At 62.5% G+C, this 21,490-nt stretch carries 18 protein-coding genes; 6 read left to right on the forward strand and 12 right to left on the reverse strand.

Annotated elements, in window-relative coordinates; all coding sequences use genetic code 11:
• The first annotated feature begins 143 nt into the window (after positions 1–143).
• Positions 144–2,093: a M13 family metallopeptidase gene (locus ACWA1U_RS12665; protein WP_463722531.1), complete on the forward strand. Its 1,950-nt coding sequence runs from the start codon at positions 144–146 to the stop codon at positions 2,091–2,093.
• A gap of 7 nt (positions 2,094–2,100) precedes the next feature.
• On the opposite strand, the gene ACWA1U_RS12670 is transcribed toward ACWA1U_RS12665, so the two are convergent.
• The 5 genes from ACWA1U_RS12670 to ACWA1U_RS12690 form a co-directional block, all read right to left on the reverse strand.
• Positions 2,101–3,654 (reverse strand): LCP family protein, encoded by a 1,554-nt coding sequence (locus tag ACWA1U_RS12670; RefSeq protein WP_463722532.1) that lies wholly within the window; start codon positions 3,652–3,654, stop codon positions 2,101–2,103.
• 89 nt (positions 3,655–3,743) lie between these two features.
• Positions 3,744–4,673 (reverse strand): GTPase Era, encoded by a 930-nt coding sequence (gene era, locus ACWA1U_RS12675; RefSeq protein ID WP_463722533.1) that lies wholly within the window; start codon positions 4,671–4,673, stop codon positions 3,744–3,746.
• On the reverse strand, positions 4,670–5,986 hold the full coding sequence (locus tag ACWA1U_RS12680) for a hemolysin family protein (protein ID WP_463722534.1): 1,317 nt from the start codon (positions 5,984–5,986) through the stop codon (positions 4,670–4,672). Before ACWA1U_RS12680 ends, era begins: the two co-directional genes overlap by 4 nt.
• Before the next feature lie 16 nt (positions 5,987–6,002).
• A complete protein-coding gene (ybeY, locus tag ACWA1U_RS12685) occupies positions 6,003–6,476 on the reverse strand; it encodes an rRNA maturation RNase YbeY (protein ID WP_463722535.1) in 474 nt (157 codons plus the stop codon).
• The gene (locus ACWA1U_RS12690; RefSeq protein WP_463725042.1) at positions 6,466–7,506 is read right to left on the reverse strand and encodes a PhoH family protein; all 1,041 of its coding nucleotides are present in this window, start codon (positions 7,504–7,506) and stop codon (positions 6,466–6,468) included. The genes ybeY and ACWA1U_RS12690 overlap by 11 nt, the downstream gene beginning before the upstream one ends.
• A gap of 407 nt (positions 7,507–7,913) precedes the next feature.
• Here ACWA1U_RS12690 and ACWA1U_RS12695 point away from each other — a divergent pair, with 407 nt between their 5' ends.
• Entirely contained in the window at positions 7,914–8,870 is a 957-nt protein-coding gene (locus tag ACWA1U_RS12695; protein ID WP_463722536.1) for a GerMN domain-containing protein, read from the forward strand.
• A 10-nt stretch (positions 8,871–8,880) separates the two neighbouring features.
• On the opposite strand, the gene ACWA1U_RS12700 is transcribed toward ACWA1U_RS12695, so the two are convergent.
• From ACWA1U_RS12700 to hrcA, 3 genes are all read right to left on the reverse strand, one after another.
• Complete coding sequence (locus tag ACWA1U_RS12700; protein WP_463722537.1) at positions 8,881–9,636, reverse strand: 16S rRNA (uracil(1498)-N(3))-methyltransferase; 756 nt, start codon at positions 9,634–9,636, stop codon at positions 8,881–8,883.
• A 14-nt stretch (positions 9,637–9,650) separates the two neighbouring features.
• Complete coding sequence (gene dnaJ / locus ACWA1U_RS12705; RefSeq protein ID WP_463722538.1) at positions 9,651–10,778, reverse strand: molecular chaperone DnaJ; 1,128 nt, start codon at positions 10,776–10,778, stop codon at positions 9,651–9,653.
• 67 nt (positions 10,779–10,845) lie between these two features.
• Positions 10,846–11,862: a heat-inducible transcriptional repressor HrcA gene (gene hrcA, locus ACWA1U_RS12710; RefSeq protein ID WP_463722539.1), complete on the reverse strand. Its 1,017-nt coding sequence runs from the start codon at positions 11,860–11,862 to the stop codon at positions 10,846–10,848.
• Between the two features lie 148 nt (positions 11,863–12,010).
• On the opposite strand from hrcA, the gene ACWA1U_RS12715 reads away from it, so the two are divergent.
• The gene (locus tag ACWA1U_RS12715) at positions 12,011–12,865 is read left to right on the forward strand and encodes a DUF3097 domain-containing protein (RefSeq protein WP_463722540.1); all 855 of its coding nucleotides are present in this window, start codon (positions 12,011–12,013) and stop codon (positions 12,863–12,865) included.
• Between the two features lie 126 nt (positions 12,866–12,991).
• The gene (locus ACWA1U_RS12720) at positions 12,992–13,423 is read left to right on the forward strand and encodes a DUF4870 domain-containing protein (RefSeq protein WP_463722541.1); all 432 of its coding nucleotides are present in this window, start codon (positions 12,992–12,994) and stop codon (positions 13,421–13,423) included.
• A gap of 41 nt (positions 13,424–13,464) precedes the next feature.
• Here the strand turns inward: ACWA1U_RS12720 and hemW are convergent, their stop codons facing one another.
• Positions 13,465–14,694, reverse strand: coding sequence for a radical SAM family heme chaperone HemW (gene hemW / locus ACWA1U_RS12725; RefSeq protein ID WP_463722542.1), 1,230 nt, complete (start codon positions 14,692–14,694; stop codon positions 13,465–13,467).
• Between the two features lie 27 nt (positions 14,695–14,721).
• Entirely contained in the window at positions 14,722–16,575 is a 1,854-nt protein-coding gene (gene lepA / locus ACWA1U_RS12730; RefSeq protein WP_463722543.1) for a translation elongation factor 4, read from the reverse strand.
• A gap of 160 nt (positions 16,576–16,735) precedes the next feature.
• Here lepA and ACWA1U_RS12735 point away from each other — a divergent pair, with 160 nt between their 5' ends.
• Entirely contained in the window at positions 16,736–17,272 is a 537-nt protein-coding gene (locus ACWA1U_RS12735) for a type II toxin-antitoxin system PemK/MazF family toxin (RefSeq protein ID WP_463722544.1), read from the forward strand.
• A gap of 196 nt (positions 17,273–17,468) precedes the next feature.
• Positions 17,469–17,732, forward strand: a complete 264-nt coding sequence (gene rpsT / locus ACWA1U_RS12740) for a 30S ribosomal protein S20 (protein ID WP_463722545.1) — start codon at positions 17,469–17,471, stop codon at positions 17,730–17,732.
• A gap of 99 nt (positions 17,733–17,831) precedes the next feature.
• On the opposite strand, the gene holA is transcribed toward rpsT, so the two are convergent.
• Complete coding sequence (gene holA / locus ACWA1U_RS12745) at positions 17,832–18,830, reverse strand: DNA polymerase III subunit delta (RefSeq protein WP_463722546.1); 999 nt, start codon at positions 18,828–18,830, stop codon at positions 17,832–17,834.
• A 65-nt stretch (positions 18,831–18,895) separates the two neighbouring features.
• On the reverse strand, positions 18,896–21,388 hold the full coding sequence (locus ACWA1U_RS12750; protein WP_463722547.1) for a DNA internalization-related competence protein ComEC/Rec2: 2,493 nt from the start codon (positions 21,386–21,388) through the stop codon (positions 18,896–18,898).
• Positions 21,389–21,490 lie beyond the last annotated feature (102 nt).

The following is a 21,490-nucleotide window of genomic DNA, read 5'->3' on the forward strand; positions in this document are numbered from 1 at the left end:
CAGCTGGATGACTGTAAAAGTCAGCTGACCCAGGAAGTCAGTAGGGCCCCGCCACGGCAGCTAAGAAGGAGCAGCTCTGCGCGCACGCACCAACACTAACACGGCCCTTAGGATGACATTACGCACCAACCAAAGGAGCTTTCATGACCGGACCCGGCATCAACCTTGCCAACGTCGATCCCTCGGTCCGTCCACAGGACGACCTGTTCAGGCACGTCAATGGCGGTTGGCTGAAAGCCACACCGATTCCCGGAGACCGGCCCCGTGAGGGGGCGTTCTCCCAACTGGCAGATGCGGCCGAACTTGCTGTCCGGGTCATTATCGAAGAGGCTGCGGAGCACGGCGACGAGAGCGGCGACCGGTTCAGGATCGGCACCCTGTTCGCCGATTTCATGGACACCGAGCAGCTCAACGAACTTGGTTGCAGTCCATTGCAACCGCTAATGGCCTCGATTGATGCGCTCGCTTCCGTCGAGGAGCTTGTCCGGCTGGACGCCCAACTGACCCAGACAGGAGCAGCCGGTCTTCTCCTGCCGTATGTCAGCAATGATGCCGGAAATCCCGAGCGCTACCTGCTTCACCTGTACCAGTCGGGTCTTGGGTTACCCGACGAGTCCTACTTCAAGGAAGAGAAGTTCGCGCCGTCCCGATCGGAATATGCACTGCTCCTTGGGAGGATGTTTGAGCTCGCAGGCTTCACCGAAGGAGAGGCCGCGGCCGCTGCTGTGTTTGACCTTGAAACGCGCTTGGCGTCCTCCCACATGGATTCTGTAACCTGCCGGAATCCCCAGGCGACCTATAACCTACGCAATGTTGCCGATCTGGTGCGCGACGCTCCCCTGCTCGGCGTCTGGCTTGAAGGGCTGACAGCGGGCAGCGAAATGCCGGAAGAGATCATCATCAACCAGCCGGTGTATTTCGACGGCCTGATGCAGTCGCTGAATGAAACCCCTCTCCAGGTCTGGAAGCATTGGCTTGCCTCCAGGGTGCTGCTGCAGGCCGCGCCGTACCTTAGTGATTCTTTCGTCGACGCGCACTTCGCGTTCTATGGCACGCACCTGAGCGGCACGCCGCAACTGAAGGAGCGCTGGAAGCGTGGGGTTTCGATCGTGGAGGGCGCGCTTGGCGAAGCTGTCGGCAGGGAGTACGTTGCCCGGCACTTTCCCGAGAGCCATAAGGCAATCATGAGGGAACTGGTGGATAACCTCATTGAGGCCTACCACCAGCGAATCAGCTCCCTGGAGTGGATGAGTGAGCAGACCAGGGACCGGGCACTGGCCAAGCTGGCACAGTTCAACACGAAGATCGGCTACCCCGAGAAGTGGGTTGATTATTCGGGTCTCGAGATTGTTCCTGGAGATTTGTATGGAAACGTCCGGCGGTCAACAGCGTTCGAGACAGACCGTCAGCTCGCGAAGTTGGGTGGCCCCATCGACCGCGAAGAGTGGCACCTCACTCCGCAAACGGTCAACGCCTATTACATGCCGACGATGAACGAGATCGTTTTCCCAGCCGCAATTCTGCAGCCTCCCTTCTTTGATGCGGAGGCGGACCCCGCGGCGAACTACGGTGGCATCGGCGCGGTGATAGGTCACGAGATTGGACACGGGTTTGATGACCAGGGATCCCAGTTCGACGGCGCCGGCGCCCTGCACAACTGGTGGACCGCCAAAGACCGGGCGGCATTTGACGCGCTCACAACTCAGTTGGTGGATCAGTACGGGCGTCTTGCCCCGACCGAGGCCCCCGAGCATCCACTCAATGGCAAGCTGACTCTTGGCGAGAACATCGGCGATCTGGGAGGACTTGGAATCAGCCTTGCAGCGTACACCCTCAATCTCGACGGCGGAGATTCGCCGGTGATGGACGGACTGACGGGCACACAGCGTTTCTTCTTCTCCTGGGCGGAGTGCTGGCGACAGAACATCAGGCCTGAGGAGGCAGCCCGGCGTGTCGCCATCGATCCACACTCACCCAACGAATTCCGCTGCAACCAGGTAGTCAGGAACCTCCACGAGTTCCACGAGGCATTCGACGTGAATGAGGACGACGCCCTGTGGTTGGAGCCAGACAGGCGCGTACGCATCTGGTGATTGAACTCTAGGACTGGCAGGTGACCTGAGCCGCTGTCTGACCGCTCAGGTCACCTGCGACACCTTCAGCGTCCAACGAATCGCCTGTAGTGAAATCACTGCCGACAGACAGTTCCAGGCCAATGATGGTTCCGCTGGAAATGATCTGCACCTCAGCCAGGCCGAACAACTCTGCAATAACCGGTGCAATGCCTTCATAACCGGGCCCGACAAACAGCTGCGTTGCAGGCCGCTCTGGGGCGTAGGCTGTGGAGGCCTGCACATAACCTGATTCGAGCAGGATCTCCTGCAGTTCCTCTCCCCTTTCCGCCTCTCCCGAAGCGTTACTCACGGAGATAGGAACGAGTGCCGGATCAAACCCGAGGGCTTCTGCCGGAACTGGTTCTGACGGGGTTGGAACCGCGGACGGAGTTTGGCCCGGATCCGTGCTTTCAGCAGATGCAGACGCTGACGCTGATGGTGCAGCACTAGGCGACGCAGACGGCTGGGAGGCCTTCGTGATGTCCCGGTCCGCGCGCAGGTTCGCGAAGAGTTCGTCGGCGGGGTGCTCATCCAGCACGAGACGGTTGACGTCAGGCTCATACGGGACCACAGGCACGGTCACAAAAGCGACATTTCCCAGGTCCACCTCCTGGAGGCGGCCAGCCAGCTTGAGTAGTTCGGGGACTTGCGCCAACCTGTCATCGACGGTCAGATTCTGCGTGACGGCTTCAGCAATCGAATATAACTTGGGGATGTTACTCAGGGTGCCCTCGTCCTTGACCTTCCTCGCGAGCGAAGCCATGAAGGATTGCTGGGCACGGATTCTGCCTTCGTCGCCGCCACTTCCGAAGGAATGCCGGGTGCGTAGGAACGCCAGTGCCTGCTCGCCCTCAACCTCGCTCGTGCCAGCTTGCAACTTCAGGCCTGAGAACTCGTCATCGACCGGTTGATTCACACAAACCTCGACACCCCCGACGGCTTTCGACAGCTCGGTCACCGCGTCGAAGTCAGCCATCATGAAGTGGTCGATCTGCAGCCCGGTTAATTCATTGATTGCCGCGACGGTGCAACCCGGACCGCCGTTCGCCAAGGATGAATTGAGCTGACCCAGCGCCATAGGTTCGCTCGTGTCTCCCGATTCGGGATCAACGCAGGCGGGCAGCGGGACGAGCAGGTCCCTGGGGAAGCTCACCATGGTCACGTTGCTTCGGTCCGCTGACATGGTCATGAGCATCATCACATCAGCCTGGCCCTCTTCTGTGACTGGTTCCGTGGTTCCGACCTGGCCTGCGCGGGTATCACTTCCGATGATCAGGATCTGGACGGGGTCCCTGCTGAGGTCTACGGGAAGTTGCGCCTCGCCGTCCGTTGAGAGGTTCAACGGTTCGGTGCTGACGTTCGACTGGAGGCGCATCAATGAAATCACGGCGAAAGCAACGCCGCCCACCAGCACGGTGACGAGCGCGATCGCTACGATCCGCAGAACCCCAGAGTTGGAGGCGCGGCCCAGGTGACGCCCTCCGGTGCCCACCCGAATGCCATCGGACGTGCCTGCCGGCTCTTCGCCGGTTTCAGCCATGACACTCGGCCCTTTCGCCAGGGGATGATTGGTGCGCCCGGTGGGGGCATCTAGAAGTAAACGAATAAGCCACGTCGGAAGTGCCCGGGCTAAAAGCCGAGCCGGACCAACTGCTTGGGATCGCGCTGCCAGTCCTTCGCGATTTTTACGTGCAGGTCGAGGTAGACCTTCGTTCCGAGGAGAGCTTCGATGCCTTTTCTCGCTGTCGTGCCCACTTCACGAAGGCGCGCGCCACCTTTCCCGATGATGATCCCCTTCTGAGAGGACCGTTCCACGTAAAGGTTGACCCGTACGTCGAGCAGCGGCTTGCCCTCAGGCCTTCCTTCCCGAGGAACAATCTCCTCCACGACTACAGCGAGGGAATGCGGCAGTTCGTCTCGCACGCCCTCAAGCGCCGCCTCACGCACCAGCTCGGCCACCATCACGGCGACGGGCTCGTCGGTGAGTTCACCATCCGGGTAGAGCGGTGGCGATAACGGCATGTGGGAAGCGAAGACATCCGCTACCGTTTCGACCTGGAAGCCGTCCACTGCTGAAACCGGGACGACGTCCGCCCATCCCTCTTCCCCCAGTACCTCCCGTCCAAGGTCCGCCACAGCCATCAATTGCTTTGCCAGCGCATCGCGAGGCACCAGATCAGCCTTGGTGACCACTGCGATCACGGGTTTGCCTCTAAGCTGGGCAAGCTTGGCTGCGATGAAGCGGTCGCCAGGGCCCACCTGCTCATTGGCAGGCAGGCAAAACCCGATTGCGTCGACTTCTGCAAGCGTGTCCGCCACCAAATCGTTGAGCCGCTGTCCGAGCAACGTCCGCGGCCGGTGCAGTCCAGGGGTGTCGACGAGAATAAGCTGTGCATCATCCCGGTGAACGATCCCCCGGATGGTGTGACGCGTGGTCTGCGGCTTAGCGGAAGTGATTGCTACTTTCTGGCCGACCAGCGCGTTGGTGAGTGTTGATTTGCCCGCATTTGGCCTGCCAACCAGGGATATGAAACCTGCGCGGTAATCCTCGTTGGTCATGCTTTCTCCACCGTTTCCCGTGTTCCGAGGTCAGAGCGGTCCGCGCCCTCACCCCCCGTTTCCGTTTCGAGCTGCCACGCCAGTATGTGAGAGACGCGGTTCCGGCGACCTTCGAGCCTTTCAGCTCGGAGCGCGATCCGCCCCATCTCCACCTGGCTTCCGACGATCGGCACGCGCCCAAGCGTTTTAGCCAGAAGCCCGCCGACGGTATCAACTTCGTCATCCTCAAGATCAATATCGAACAGCTCGCCGAGATCATCGATGCTCATCCGGGCGCTCACCCTGAAATGCCCGTCTGGGAGCTGCTCCATTTCCGGTACCTCGGAGTCGTATTCGTCTACTATTTCTCCGACGATCTCCTCAATGAGGTCCTCTAGAGTCACCAGCCCTGCGGTTCCACCGTATTCGTCAATGACTATGGCAACGTGGGTCGATTCCCTCTGCAGCTCCTGCAGGAAATCGCCAACGGGCTTTGACTCGGGAACATAGCGGACCTCCCGGCACACCCCATCCACCAGGTCCTGGTTGGTATGGCTACCGCCGTTGAGTACCGCGACCACATCCTTGAGGTAGAGAATCCCGTGCACATCATCGGCGCTGTCGCCGATTACGGGTACACGCGAGTAACCCGAACGAAGGAACAGGGACATGGCCTGGCGAAGCGTGGCCCCACTTTCAATTGACACCATGTCGGTACGGGGAACCATGACCGAGCGAACTTTGGTATCACCAAGTTCGAAGACCGAGTGAATCAGCTCAGCTTCGCTGTCCTCGATCATCTCTGCCTCGTTGGCACGGGAAAGGAGTTCCCGGAATTCCTCCTCGGTGAAGAACGCCGCTTCAGCGCGCTGCGCACCCGGCGTCAGGGAACTGCCGATGCCGACCAACCACCGTGGGATCGGGCCGAGTACCGAACGAAGGACCAGCACCAGCCGCGCAGTCAGGGGTACAAGGGCACCTGCGTGCGTGCGGCCCAGCTGACGCGGTGAAACACCGACAAGGACGAAGCCAAGAGCAGCCATGGTGACCGTGGCCAGAAGCCCTGCAACCCAGATGCTGCCCAGAAGGTCGAAGAAGAGCAGCGCGACGGCGACAGCTGCCGCCATCTCAAACCACACGCGCCAGAAACGCAGGGCATGCATGTGTGCCACCGGTGAATCCAGGATGCGGCGGATTGACGGACCTCTGGGCCCTTGGAGATGGGTTTCGGCTTCCTGGCGCGGAAGGTAGCTGAATGCGGCCTCAGCCGCTGTCACGAGCGCCGCAATCGAAACGAAAATGATGGCCATCACGGCCAGGAGAACCACAATCACGATTGATACCAGCTAATCACTGGGTAGTTTCCCGCGGAGCATCCCGGCCGAGAAAATCGGCCAGCAGTTGCCGCTGGAGCTCGAACATCTCCTTCTCCTCCGCGGGTTCCGCGTGGTCGAATCCCAGGAGGTGGAGCATCCCATGGGTGCAAAGGAGAAGCAGCTCCTCAGCCATGGTGTGGCCGGCGTTCACGGCTTGGTTCTGTGCAATTTCCGGGCACAGGACGACGTCGCCAAGCATTCCGGAACTGGTTGGCCGTGCCGCCGTACCGGGCCTGAGCTCGTCCATCGGGAAGGAAAGGACGTCGGTAGGGCCTGGCTCGTCCATCCACTCAATATGAAGCTTTTCCATGGCATCGACATCCACAAGGATGATGGACAGCTCGGATTCCGGGTGAACGAACAGGCTGTCGAGGACATGGCGACCAAGGCGCACCAGTGCCTCGTCGTCGACCTCCACGCCGGATTCGTTGTTCACCTCAATGCTCACGGCGCGGGTTCCTTCCGGCCGGGCGCCGACCGTCGGCTGCGCGCTGGGACTCGTCCCACTTGCTGTAGGCGGTGACGATGTCACCGACCAGCCGGTGACGAACGACGTCGGTCGCGTCGAGGCGGGAAAAGGCGACGTCGTCGACTCCATGCAGTATTTCGCTCACCACGCGCAGCCCGGAGCTGGTTCCGCCCGGCAGATCGACCTGCGTGACGTCCCCGGTAACCACCATTCGCGATCCGAACCCAAGCCGGGTCAGGAACATTTTCATCTGCTCCGGCGTGGTGTTCTGTGCCTCGTCGAGGATGATGAAGGCGTCGTTGAGCGTCCGGCCGCGCATGTACGCCAAAGGTGCAACTTCGATGGTTCCGGCTGCCATCAGGCGAGGAATGGAATCGGGGTCCATCATGTCGTGAAGTGCGTCATAGAGCGGAAGGAGGTAAGGGTCGATTTTGTCGTTCAGCGTTCCGGGAAGGAACCCGAGCCGCTCCCCCGCCTCAACCGCGGGCCGGGTCAGGATGATCCGGTTGACTTCCTTGTGCTGCAGGGCTTGAACCGCTTTGGCCATGGCCAGATAGGTTTTGCCGGTACCGGCGGGGCCGATTCCGAACACGATGGTGTGCGCATCAATCGCGTCGACGTAATCCCTCTGGTTGACCGTCTTTGGCCGGATAGTCCGGCCTCGTGAGGAGAGGATGTTCATCGAGAGCACCTCTGCGGGCTTTGCCTGCTGGGTCTTCAGCATGAACAGCAACTGCTCGAGGACCTGTGGCGTCACTGGTGTGCCGCTGGCGGCAAGGGTCCGCACCTCCGCTATGAGGCGTTCGGTCCGCGCCACATCATTGACCGGTCCGTTTATTGAAAGCTCAGCACCACGCACGTGCAGATTGACTCCCGGGAAAGCACCTTCAATCAGCGCAAGCGCTTCATCATTGGCTCCCAGTGATTGAACCATCTGGTCGGCTGAGTCAAAAACGATGACCCGGCTTTCCAAGCCACTTGTGCCAATACCAATTGCAGAATCGGTCATATCCGCGGCCCGCAGGCCTTCCATCTCTCCTTGAATCGTCCGCGAATCCCGGTTGCTGTACACGTCCGGGCCCCGCGAGTAAAGTCCTTCCTTCTAGCCTACCGCCGGGTGGTCAGGGCGGCGTGCATCGCCGGGATTCGGTAGACCAGATTTTTCGCTGTTCGTCCCCTCCCTGCGCCGGGCTTAATGCACGAGCCTGCCGTGAATGTGACAGGAGGGCAACGGCCAGATATCAATCGCATCTCAGTCAGGCGGCGATCAGGAAATCCATCGGGGCGGGCAGGTTCCCTGTGACAAGCTGGAAAAAGGTCCTGGCCGGACGGTCCAACTCCATGGTTGTACTCCCGCTGAGGACCTGCCACACGTAAAGAAGGCAATACGGCCAGCTGGGAAGGAGGACGCGCGCAGTGGAAATCTCAGCGGATTCATCCCCGGCTCGGCTCAATGCGGGAAAGGCCTGGAAATTTGCCATTCTCCTGGTCGCCGCCCTTTGGCTTCCGGCCTGCACTGCGGGAGCGGATCCCGTGCCGGCCACACAGGCTGCCAGCGGAGCGGAAATGCTCATGGAGCAGACGACGAGCCTTCCGGAAGTCACCCTTCCTGACGCAGACGCATCGGTGGGATCTCCGCTACTTCCGGTGTACTGGCTCGGCGAGAAGGACAATCTGCTCTACCGTGAGTTCCTACCGGGCGAACCTGCCGGGGACCCTGTTGCGGCCGCAATCTGGGCTATGACCAGCGGAGAACCGATCGATGAGGACTACTACAGCCCTTGGCGGACGGCATCAACCGTCAACTCGTCGATCTCACCTGACAACGTCATCACCGTTGATATTGCCTCCGATGCCTTCGGAGATGGAGTCAATGAGGACATCGCCGTCCGGGCAGTCCAGCAACTTGTCTACACCGCTACTGCCGCAGCCGCGAACGCCGGGCTGGTCCTCAGCGGGAGTCCGAGCAGCGTTCGAATCCTCGTAGACGGCAAAGCCGGTTACTCCGCATTCGGCCACATCACACTGGGCTCGGAGTTCAGACGCGACGTTGAGCTCATAGCACCGGTGTGGCTGATTAATCCTCAGGACGGCTCGATACGGACAGACCCTGCGTTGATTGTGCAAGGCAGTTCCACCTTGCCGGGCACGGAGCTTCTCTGGCGTATTCAACCAGTGTTCGACGACGGCGAGCCGGCGGGAGCGGCGCAGACCGGCACCGTCGCGGTGGACGCAGCAACGGGAGCGACCGGCCTCTTCGAGTTCAGCGCGACACTCGAGCCGGGTACCTATCTGGTGGAAGTTCTCGCTCCCCTGGATAGCGCGACCAGCCAGCCTTCTCCCCTCGATGACAAGCTCGTCACCGTGCGCTGAACGGCCGCTGCTACCACCTGTGGGCCAGCAGGTTCAGGACAGCGACGGCAGCGGGGCCGGCGGTAGAGGCCCGCAACACATTGCCGCCGAGGCTCACGGGCACGGCGCCGCTTCCGGCAAACAGGTCCATCTCCTGTGGACTTATGCCACCCTCAGGACCAACGACGACGGCGAGTGGCCCGGTGGTGTGCCCGGCGGTTCGCTCCCAATAATCCGCGAGGGACTCTCCGGCGTCTTCGTGGAGGACGATCGGGCGGTCGACGCCGCCGAGCCAGGTGGCAAGGCCCCGGCTGTCCATGGCTTCCAGGACCTCGGGAATGCGGGTCCGGCGCGACTGCTTGGACGCCGCCTGCACCAGTGACTCCCATTTCTTGCGGCCCTTGACCAGCTTGTCTCCCCGCCAGCGCACGATGCACCGATCCGCCTGCCACGGCAGCACCGCATCCACACCGAGTTCGGTGGCCGCCTCCACCGCCAGTTCCGCGCGGTCACCCTTTGCCAGGGCCTGGACAAGAATGAACGGGCTCGACGGCGGCGGGTCGAAGGAGGCCGAGACAACGGTGAGCACGACCGCGTCGGGCGTCGCAGAAGCGACCTGCCCACTCAACCGGTGCCCGCCGCCGTCGACCACGTCGATCATTTCGCCCACGCGGACCCGCTTCACCGTGGCTGCGTGGTGTGCTTCCCCACCCGCGAGGGTGAAGATTCCCCCGACGACGGCGCCCTGCACCGCCGCTGCCTCCCCCAGGAAGGATTGGTTGGTCATTCCGGCCTGGTCCGCTACAGATTGCCCAGGCGTTCACGCAGCCGCGCGAAGACACCTGACCCGTTGCTCGCGAGCTGGCCTTCAGCGAACTGCTCCCCACGTAGTTCCGCAAGCTGGCGCAGCAGTTCCTCCTGGGCGGAGTCGGTGTTCCGCGGAGTTTCAACACTCAGGTGCACCAGCAGGTCACCGCGGCCGTACCCGCGAAGGTGCGTAACTCCCTGACCCCGCAGGGCAACGATCTCACCGGACTGCGTGCCCGCCTTGACCGTGATCTCCTGATCTCCATCGAAGCTTGCCATGGTCACCGTGGTGCCGAGGGCTGCCGCAGTCATCGGGATGGTCAGCGTAGCGTGCAGGTCATCACCTTCGCGCAGGAAGTTGGCATCGCTGTTCACCCGAATCTCCACGTAAAGGTCACCCTGCGGGCCTCCTGCAGTTCCCGCTTCCCCCTGCCCCGCGAGCTGGATTCTGGTACCGGTTGCGACGCCGGCGGGGACCTTGATAGTCAGCGTGCGGCGGGAGCGGACCCGCCCGTCCCCCATGCATTCGGAGCAAGGGTGCGGAATGACGGTGCCGAACCCCTGGCAGGTTCCGCAGGTGGCGCTGGTCATTACCTGTCCAAGGATGGACCTTACAGCCCTCTGCACCTGACCGGCGCCGCCGCAGATATCACAGGTCTTCGGGGACGTGCCGGGTTGGGTGCAGGTACCGTCACAGGTGGGACAGACGGCGGCTGTGTCGACGTCGATCTTCTTGTTGGTCCCGAAGACAGCGTCCTTGAGATCGATGCGTACGTTGATCAACGCGTCCTGGCCACGCTGGGTGCGCGAAGGAGGCCCGCTTGGCCCGCCTCCGCCGAAGAAGGTCTCGAAGATGTCCTGGAAAGCGAACCCAGGACCTGCGTAGCCGCCTCCGAAACCGTTGTCGGTTCCGTTCTCGTTGCCCGTGGTGTCATAGACGCGGCGTTTCTGCGGGTCCGACAGGACCTCGTACGCGCGGGTCACCAGCTTGAACTCATCTGCGGCATCAGGGCCCGTGTTCACATCGGGATGAAGCTTGCGAGCCAGCTTCCGGTAGGCCTTCTTGATTTCTTCGCCGCTGGCATCGCGGGCGACGCCAAGGACTTCGTAGTGATTACTCACTCCTGCACATCACTTCCTGTAAATTGCACCGCGTGTGCGGCGGTTGTGGTTCTTGGGGCTGTTGGGGTCACGACTCGTCGAGAATGCGGGAAAGATACCTGGCGACCGCTCTCACGGCAGCCATAGTGGTTGGGTAATCCATCCGGGTTGGACCCAGTACGCCCACTTTCGCCAACGAATCGGGTCCGTAACCCGTTGCAATGACGGAGGCTTCCGCGAGGCCGCCGTGCGGATTTTCCCGACCGATGCGCACCGAGACTCCCAGCGGATCCTGCTTCATCTCGGAGAGCAGCCGCAGCATGACTACCTGCTCCTCCAGTGCCTCCAGTACCGGCCCGATAGTGAGCGGGAAATCGAGAGTGGACCGCGCGAGGTTTGCTGTACCTGCGAGGACGATCCTGTCCTCGCGGTTGGAACCGGCAAGCTGCTCCAGGCTCACCGCAAGGGCGCGGGCGACCTCCTGCAATTGAGGGGAGAGCTCTCCCAGACACGCGGCCAAACTTTGGGGTACCGCTGCGAGCCGAACCCCCGATACTTTCTCAAGGAACCGCTGCCTGATGTCCGAGACATTGTCCTCCGTCGCTGTGTTGGGCACGGACACAACACGCTGCTGGACAACACCGTTGGTTGAGATGAGAACCACCAACGCCCGTCCCGGAGCCAGCAGGACAAACTCGATGTGCCGGACCGCTGCCGCGCCGAGGTGGGGGTACTGCACGACTGCCACCTGGTTGGTCAACTGGGCAAGCAGGCGGACCGTGCGGTCCAGGACGTCATCGAGGTCATCAGCGCTTTCCAGGAGGGATTGGATGGCCCGCTTCTCCGCAGAGGAGAGCGGCTTGACCTCCGCTATGCGGTCAACGAAGAGCCGGTAGCCCTTATCTGTTGGAATGCGGCCTGAACTGGTGTGTGGGGCGGTGATGAGACCCTCCTCCTCCAACAACGCCATGTCATTTCGGATGGTCGCTGAAGAAACACCGAGCCTGTGCCGTTCGACCAGTGCCTTGGATCCCACCGGCTCGCGCGAATGAACGTAGTCCTCAACGATTGCCCGCAGGACTTCCAGTCTTCTCGGCTCGCTCATTTTCACCTCCGCTTCGGAATTGCAGCCAACTCTTGAACGAGTTAGCACTCAACACACCCAAGTGCCAAGTCTAATACGCCTGTGCGCATTGTTAGCATTGGTGCCGCCCGCCCGGGGCACGGCCAACAGCGAAAGCGAGCGAGCTCACATGTCCTACCCAGGATGGGGATACGAAGACCTCTCAGCACCCAAGCGCTCGGAACTGCCGAAGGTCGAAGCTCGCCCCGGCGTCGTACTTGAAGACGTCCAGAGCGGTTTTGTTGGCGAGGTCCTCAGCACCGAGAAGTCCGGGGGGCTCCACGTCATGGTGCTCGAGGACAGGCGCGGAAAGCGCCGGACGTTTGCGCTGGGGTTCGGCTTCCATATCGATGGCGGCCCCGTGGAGGTAGTCGCTGCGACAGGTTCCGGCACCTTGGCCCCCACCCGGACAGCCTCCGGGTCCGTCAGGGTGCCCGAGCAGCGCGCACGCATTGCGCGCGCCAGCCGAGTATGGGTGGAAGGACGGCACGACGCTGAACTCGTCGAGAAGGTTTGGGGCGATGACCTGCGGGTCGAAGGAATAGTTGTCGAACCTCTCCACGGGGTGGATGATCTGGCTGGAGCCGTCCGGGCTTTCGGACCAGGAGCCGGCCGCCGCCTCGGGATTCTGGTGGACCACCTGCTTCCGGGTACCAAGGAGGCGCGCATTGCGGCCGAAGCGATGCGCGTTCCAGGTGCCGCAGGGAACGTGTTGATCGTCGGACACCCGTATGTGGACGTGTGGCAGGCGGTCAAACCCCGTGCCCTTGGAATGGGGTCCTGGCCGATCATTCCGCGGAACGAGGACTGGAAAACAGGGATCCTCACCCGCTTGGGTTGGCCTGCCCGGACGCAGGCAGACATCGCGAACGGCTGGAAGCGGATTCTTGCGGGTGTTTCCTCCTATGCGGACCTGGAACCCTCCCTTCTTGGGAGGGTTGAAGAGGTCATTGACTTCCTTACGGTTCCAGGCAGCGACGTCTGACCAGCTCCCGAAAAGTCATTGCACTGCCGCCCTAACAGCGCGGCCCTCAAGTACCCAGTACCCTTAGGAAGTAAGCTCCGCGGCGAATGTCCGCGGGTCATCTTCAAACCCGCGAAGGAAAATTCGTTGTCCAACAACGCAGACCAGCACCGTGATCCCCGGTCACGTCCTGCCCGCCAGGACAGTGCCCCGGCGTTTCAAGGCACCAGTCCGGATGCCCAGCCGCTGAGTCCATCCGAGGACCGCCAGTGGGCCACACTCGCGCACTTTCTCGGCATTCTCGGGTTCATCCCTTCGTTGATCATCTTCCTCATTTATCGCGACCGGGGACCTTTCACGGCGCAGGAATCGAAGGAAGCTTTCAATTTCACGTTCCCCCCAAGCATCCTGGCGGGAATCGCACTACTCCTGTCACTGCTGCCCGGAATTGGCGGCCTGTTCGCGGTAATCAATGCACTGATCTGGGTCACCCTCGCCGCATTCTCTGTAGCGGCAGGTATCCAGGTGAACCGGGGACGGCCGTACCGGTATCCGTTCAACCTGCGGATCTTTCACTAAGATCCCCAGCAATTTTCAGTAAGGTAACCTGCGCGGAGGGCTCAGTCCGGCAGGAGCCGCCGCACCACGGCGTCGGCCAGGAGCCTGCCGCGTTCGTTGAGGCAGACGGATCCCCGGAAGGCCGCGCCAGGGTCAATGAGCTCATCCGCGATCAGTCCAGCTACTGCGAGGCGACCCTCAGGGCGCAAGGCTGTCACCGGAAAGCCCTCCGCCAGTCGAACGCGAAGGAGGACGTCCTCGGTGTAGCGAGCGTCGTCGTCGAGCGTTTCCCTCCCCGCGGCAGGTGAGACGCCCGCGTCGATGCGCTGCGCGTAGGCGGAGGGGTGCTTGACGTTCCACCACCGCACTCCTCCCACGTGGGAATGTGCGCCAGGACCAGCGCCCCACCAGTCATGGCCCTTCCAGTACGCGAGGTTGTGGCGGCACTGATCTGCCAATGTGCGCGCCCAATTGCTGACCTCGTACCAGCCGAGGCCAGCCTGGCGTAGGCGGGAGTCGGCAAGTTCGTATTTGTCCGCGTGGTCGTCCTCGTCGATCACCGGCACCTCGCCCCGGCGTATGCGGGCTGCCAGGCGGGTACCGTCCTCGATGATCAGTGCGTAGGCGGAAATGTGGTCTGGTTCGAGCGCGAGGGCCGCGTCGAGGGACGCGGACCAGTCCTGTAACCGCTCCCCCGGCGTGCCGTAAATGAGGTCGAGGCTGACTTTGAGGCCTGCTTCCCGCGCCCACTGCACGGCCAGTGGAACCCGTTCCGGAGAGTGCGTCCGGTCAAGGACGGACAGGACGTGCGGCACAGCTGACTGCATGCCGAAGGAGACGCGGGTGAACCCCGCCTCAGCCAGAAGGTGCAGGCTGTCTCTGGTGACGGAATCGGGGTTGGCTTCGGTAGTCACTTCCGCGCCCGGTGCCAGCCCCCACAGGTTTGTGGCCGTTGCCAGCACTTTTGCCAGGTCCTCCGCCGGGAGCAGGGTGGGTGTTCCTCCCCCAAAGAACACCGTGCTCAGCGTCCGGTCTTCAACTCCGGACTCGCGCAGTACCGAACCGGCGAACTGCAACTCGCCCAGGACGGTGTCAGCAAAATTGGCCTGGGATGCGCCCCCGCCGAGCTCGGCAGCGGTGTAGGTGTTGAAATCGCAGTAACCGCAACGGACCGCGCAAAACGGGATGTGCACGTAGAGACCGAACTGGCGGTCGGTCGAACCCGCGGCCGCAGAGGCGGGCAATAGTCCGCCGGACGGTGCGGGATCGCCGAGCGGCAACACGCTAGGCAATTCCGCGCCTCCTGATTGGCGCCGTCGTCACTTCTTGGCTTTGTCCTTCGACTCGTCCGAGGAGAGCGCAGCGATGAAGGCTTCCTGTGGCACTTCCACGCGCCCTACCATCTTCATGCGCTTCTTGCCCTCCTTCTGCTTCTCAAGGAGTTTGCGCTTACGGGTGATGTCACCGCCGTAGCACTTGGCGAGGACGTCCTTCCGGATGGCCCTGATACTCTCGCGGGCAATGATCCGTGAGCCGATCGCGGCCTGGATGGGAACTTCGAACTGCTGCCGCGGAATCAACTCGCGCAGCTTCCCGGTCATCATCACGCCATAGGCGTAAGCCTTGTCGCGGTGGGTGATGGCGGAGAATGCGTCCACCTGCTCGCCCTGGAGCATAATGTCGACCTTGACCAGATCTGCGACCTGGTCGCCGTCGGCCTTCCAGTCCAGCGAAGCGTATCCGCGGGTCCTGGACTTGAGCATGTCGAAGAAGTCGAAGACGATCTCGGCCAGCGGAAGCCTGTAACGGATCTCCACCCGGTCCTCCGAGAGGTAGTCCATGCCTCCCATCGCTCCGCGCCGGCTCTGGCACAGCTCCATGATGGTGCCGACAAACTCGTTCGGCGCGAGAATAGTGGCGGCAACCATCGGTTCGCGGACCTCACCGATCTTGCCGATGGGGTACTCGCTTGGGTTGGTGACATGAATGACGTTCTTGTCCTCGAGCGTTACCTGGTACTCGACGTTCGGAGCGGTCGAGATGAGGCTCAGGTTGTACTCCCGTTCAAGGCGCTCGCGCGTGATCTCGAGGTGCAACAGGCCCAGGAAGCCCACCCGGAAGCCGAAGCCCAGCGCCGCTGATGTTTCGGGCTCGTACACCAGGGCGGCGTCGTTGAGCATCAGCTTCTCCAGCGCATCCCTGAGCACCGGGTAGTCTGCGCCCTCCAGCGGGTATAGGCCGGAGAAGACCATCGGCTTTGCATCGGCATAACCCGCCAACGACGCCGTTGCGGGCTTGGCCAGGTTGGTGACGGTGTCGCCGACCTTGGACTGGCGGACGTCCTTGACGCCGGTGATGAGGTAACCGACCTCGCCGACACCCAGGCCCTTGGACGGGGTTGGCTCGGGTGAGCTGACGCCGATTTCAAGCAACTCATGGCTGGCGCGGGTGGACATCATCTGAATACGTTCGCGGGGACTCAGGTGCCCATCGACAACGCGGACATAGGTCACGACCCCGCGATATGTGTCGTAAACGGAATCAAAGATCATTGCCCGCGCCGGTGCGTTCGCGTCTCCTACAGGAGCCGGAAGGTCGCGCACAATTTTGTCCAAAAGTGCTTCCACGCCCGCGCCGGTCTTTCCTGACACGAGCATCACGTCCTCGGGGCTACCGCCGATGAGGTTGGCCAGCTCTGCCGCGTATTTCTCCGGCTGGGCCGCCGGAAGATCAATCTTGTTCAGGACGGGAATGATCGTCAGGTCATTTTCCATGGCGAGGTACAGGTTTGCGAGGGTCTGCGCCTCGATACCCTGCGCCGCATCCACCAGGAGGATTGCACCCTCGCACGCCGCGAGCGACCGCGATACTTCGTAGGTGAAATCCACGTGGCCCGGAGTGTCGATCATGTTCAGGGCGAAGCTGACGCCATCGAGTTCCCAGGGCAGTCTCACCGCCTGCGACTTGATGGTGATTCCGCGCTCACGCTCGATGTCCATCCGGTCCAGGTACTGGGCCTTCATGTCCCGCTGCTCGACGACGCCGGTGAGCTGCAGCATCCGGTCAGCCAGCGTGGACTTACCGTGGTCGATGTGCGCGATGATGCAGAAGTTCCTGATGATCGCTGGGTCCGTGGCAGCGGGCACCGGGGCGGTGCGGGCCATGGGTGACACTGACGTACCTCTTACCTTTAGGGGTCGCTACTGAAAACGAAGAACGTTGCCGCACCACCGGTGTGCTTCGGCACCCTGGCAGGATTGGGTCCTATGCCGGTGCTCCGCAGCGTGGGTGCAGAGTCTATTGTCCCACGGCCGACATGGGTACGCTGTCGACATGGCATCGCCCGTACGCACCTTCGCCCGTCTCGCCGCATTAGCCATCAGGACCTTTAGTAGGCAGGCCGCTAGTAGGCAGACCGCCGGAAGGCCTCCATCTTCCGGGCGCCCACGTTCCGCCAACCGTGACCCCGGGCCGGCCGGTTCTTCGGGCAGTTCAACGCGGCGCAGGATCGGTTACGCCCCAGCGCCCGGTGATACTGCCGACCCAGGCGAAATCATCTGGGCATGGGTTCCCTATGAGGAGGATGCTTCCCAGGGTAAGGACCGGCCGGTGCTGATCATCGGCACCGAAGGGAAGACCCTGCTGGGGCTCATGCTGACTTCCCGGGACCGGAACAATGGGCACAACAACGATTCAGGGTACGTGGACATCGGCTCCGGTGCCTGGGACCGGCAGGGAAGACCGAGTGAAATATTCCTTGAGCGGGTCATCCGGTTGAATCCACGCGAGGTGCGGCGGATCGGGGCGGTTCTCGACCGTCCACGGTTCGACCAGGTGGTCGCTGCATTCCAGGACCGCCCCGGCAGGTAAGGCTGCGACGTCCCCCGCGAACCGCCGTCGCCGGTCTAGCCTGAGAACCCTGCCGGTTTCTGGTAACCTATATAGCTGTGTGTCCGCGCAGGTCGACGGGCACTTCGGCTCGGCCGCCCGGTATCCCCACGCCGCTCAGTCAATGGCCACTCCGAAACCCTCACGACCAGTCCGCAATACAAAGAGAGTCTTATAAGTGGCAAATATCAAGTCCCAGAAAAAGCGCATTCTCACCAACGAGAAGGCTCGCCAACGCAACAACTCGGTCAGGTCCGAGCTGAGGACCGCCATTCGCGCGGTCAACACCGCAGTGGAGTCCACCGACAAGGAAGCCGCTGCAACTGCGCTTGCCTTGGCCAGCCGCAAGCTGGACAAGGCCGTTAGCAAGGGTGTTCTGCATAAGAACAACGCAGCTAACCGCAAGTCAGGTATCGCGAAGCGGGTAAACGCGCTCGGCTAAGAGCCTGAGCGAGTGTTCCTCCGAATGGCCGGCCCCAGGGCTGGCCATTCGGCGTTTAAGGTACCAATTTGGGCTGTTTGAGTGGCTTTTTACGCCCGGTCAGCGGGTGGTTCCTCCCAGGGAAATCGCGGTGACAGCCCGTTCCACCGCATACACAGGGTCCCTCGCTTCGCCCTTGACCTGCGCGTCCGCCTCGGCAAGGACCTGGATGCAGTGGTTAAGCCCCGCGGGCGTCCATCGCTGGGCTTCTCGCCGGGCCTGGTCCACCTGCCAGGGCGCCATGCCGAGTTCCTTTGCGAGCTGCGCCGAACTGCCCCGTACCCCGTACACCTTTGCCACCGCCCGGAGCTTCATTGCAAGAGCCGCCACCAGGGGCACAGGGTCCGCGCCCGTAGAAAGGGCATGGCGAAGCATGGCCAGTGCCTGGCCGCCGCGCCCAGCGAGGGCAGCGTCTGCAACCTTGAATCCGGTAGCTTCCACACGTCCGCCGTAGTACTTTTCGATCACTTCCACCGAGATGACGCCTTCGGTGTCCGCTACCAGTTGATTGCACGCGGCGGCCAGCTCGGACAGGCTTGAACCGACAGCCGCCACGAGTGCCCGCACAGCGTCCGGCTCGGTACGGCGCCGCGCGCCGCGGAACTCTGCGGAAACGAAATCGATCTTGTCGGAGTCCTTCTTGAGTGGCAGGCAATCGACGACGACGGAGTTTCCCGATTTCAGCGCATCGAGTAGCTTCTTCCCGCGCGTACCACCGCCGTGATGCATGACTAGCACCACGTCCGGCGCCGGATCAGCAAGGTAGGCGAGTGCGTCCTGTAGGAAGGCATCGGTCATCTGTGCCAGCCCCGTCGCCTCCACGATCTTTGTCCCGCCGAACAGGGACGGGCTCCCGAGGACAATGAGCGCACCCGCCTCATACTGCGCAGCGTCGAGCCGGAGGACATCCACCTCCGGCTCGCTTTCGCGCATCTTCCGTCGAATCGAATCCAGGCTTCGGGAGGCTAGATAATCCTCCGGTCCGAGCAGCAGAATGACGGGCGCTGGACCGACCTCACGCCAGTTCGAAGCGGCCGTTGCTGCGGGGCTGGGGTTCACGTGGCGCTCCTGGATCGATGTGGGTGCGTGGTCAACTTTGCCATGCCGCCCGGCGCTGTCCAACCTCAACCGAGGGAGCGTACGCGGAGGTCAGGGCCGACGGGTATGAGGACGAAGGAGCCCAGTTGATCCGTGCGTACGGTGTGGGCCCCGACCACTTCCAGTGCTTCGAGGGTATTGGCATGTGGATGGCCGTACTCGTTGCTGCGCCCGGCTGAAATGAGCGCGACCGGAGGAACAAGCGCTTCAATGATTGCACTTCCTCCATTCCGTGCGCCGTGATGGGCAATCTTGAGAACTTCGATGCCGCGTCCGGCAAGCTGCGGGTTTGCAGCCAGCATGCGCGCAGCGGCCTCCTGTTCGATATCGCCAGTGAAAAGCACATCAAGGGGGTCCGCGCCCGTGCGGATAATGGTCACCAGTAGAACAGCTGAGGCGTTGTTTTCGGATGTTGGCACGTCCCCAACACGTGGCCAGAGGGCCGACCAGGAGACACCCCCGTGCTCACCGGCATCCTCAGCCTCGATCGGTTCGGGAACGACCTGCGCAGCGCGCGCAGCTTCTACCAATTCACCAGGCAACTGTGCCTCCGACGTGGAGTACAGCAGACGCAGGACGCTCCTCCCTTCGAAGACGCCGTCAATTCCCCCGAAGTGGTCCGTGTGCAGGTGCGTGATGACGAGAACATCCACCGTCCTCACCCCCAATCGGTCCAGGCAGCGGGCAATCAGTGCAGCATCCGGCCCCGCGTCGAAGACCATGGCACTTGTCCGCCCGGTTCGCACAACAAAGCCGTCACCCTGGCCGACGTCGCACCCCGCAACCGCCCAGTCGGATGGCTTGGGTCCTAGAGCACCGCTCCACGCCCAGATAGCTATGCATCCCAGCGCGCATCCTCCTGCAATCCAGGTCAGCGAACCGTCCAGGGGTGCGGAACGCAAGCCAGCCTTCACAGAGGCTGCAAGGTTCCGTGCCGTGGTCCACAGCTGTGGCCACCAGAAAACAGCGGCCAGCACTGAAAGGCTGAGGAGAGCGGCCAGAATCAAGCCCATTGGGCCTGGCGGCCAGGGAAGGGCAGCGAACGGCGCTGCAGCGAAGAAGTTGGCCACAGCGGCAACTCCTGCCGCACCCCACCCTGCGGCGAAGGCGAGCGGAAGGGCGGCCACCGGCAGCGCAGAAACGAGGACCACGGCGAGCATCCCAGCGATCGTGATGAAGGGCACGAGAGGCGCTGCCAGTATGTTGGCAGGCAGCGAGTAGACCGGCATATCGGGCTGGATCAGAACCAAAACGGGCGCACAGAACAACTGCGCGGCGAGCGGCACTGAAATGAGCTGTGCCAGCCACTCAGGTAGGAAGGTTGCCAGGCGACCGACGAGTATGGGACCAGCAAGCACCAGGCCGGACGTAGCGGTGACCGAGAGGATGAAGGCGTACTCACCGCTGAGCCAGGGGTCTGCCGTCATCAGTGCCGTGATGGACAGAAAGAGCAGGGTGAGCGACAGCCGGCCCCTCCCCGTCAACACTGCGAGCACGCCGATCGACCCCATGACCGCCGCCCGCAGGACGCTCGGTTCAGGGCGAACCAGCACTACGAAGGCGGCAAGCGCTGCAATGCCCGCACAACCCGCTGCCCACCGGGGCAACCGGAACGCCCGGCAGGCCAGGAACACAAACGCGAGCACATAACTGCAGTTCGCACCCGACACGGCCGTCAGGTGGGTGAGCCCAGTTGCCCGCATCTTCTCGACCAACTCTTCGTCCACTGCCGACCGTGCCCCAACCACCATGCCCGCCATGAGCCCGCTATCCGGCGCGCCGTTCGAGGCTGCGAGTGCCAGGAAGTTCCTTCTTACGGCGTCGACCACTGGGCTTGGGCTGTCGTTACCCAACCGCCGTGGATCGGTGGTAGCAATCAGAAGGGCCTTGGAGCGCTGGCCAGGTTCGGTCGCAGTGAGCTTTCCTGCTGTCCGGATGCGTTCTCCAAAGGCCACGTCGCTCCACTCCGATCCTCCGAAGATGGTTACCGGCGTGCGCGCCGTGATCCTTTGCCCCTCATGCGTCAGCTCGAGAAGCTTCGCTTCAACCATGAAACGCGGAGAACCATCGGCCCCTGGAGAGGCCCCTCTCCGTGCCTCCCCTTCCACCCGGAGCACTGCTGTTACCTGACTGCCGGCTTCGACCACCCCCGCAACCGGGGGCGGGAGCTGCTGATCGATTTTGGCTGCGGCTGGAAAGCAGACCATGCCCGCTGCACTCGCGGAGATAAGCACCACGCGCAGGATCACCTGCGGCTTCCTGCACATGTACACGAGGGCCATACTGACCAGCGCGACCAGGCTTAGGCAGATTCCCAGCCCAAGCGCGACCGATACCTCGAGCCTGATGACGACGGCGGCGGTTCCCCACGCTGCGAAGGCCGGCGCCAGAAGTCGCAGATCGCGGGCGGGACTTCGCTGCGTCTCGACGGTTCCGCTGTTCCTTCGCTTGCTTCGCTTGCTTCGCTTGCTTCGCCCCTCATTACTGTGGCGCAGGGACGTGAGCCCGAACGACCGCACGCTTCCGAGTAGCCTTGCAACCGGCGCGATGTCCTGGCGCGCATTTTGGGTGCCGCGTGGCGCGGAATGTGCCGCTGACCGCACAAAGCGTTCATAGCGTGC

This window comes from Arthrobacter sp. TRD_SC_6 (assembly GCF_055361185.1).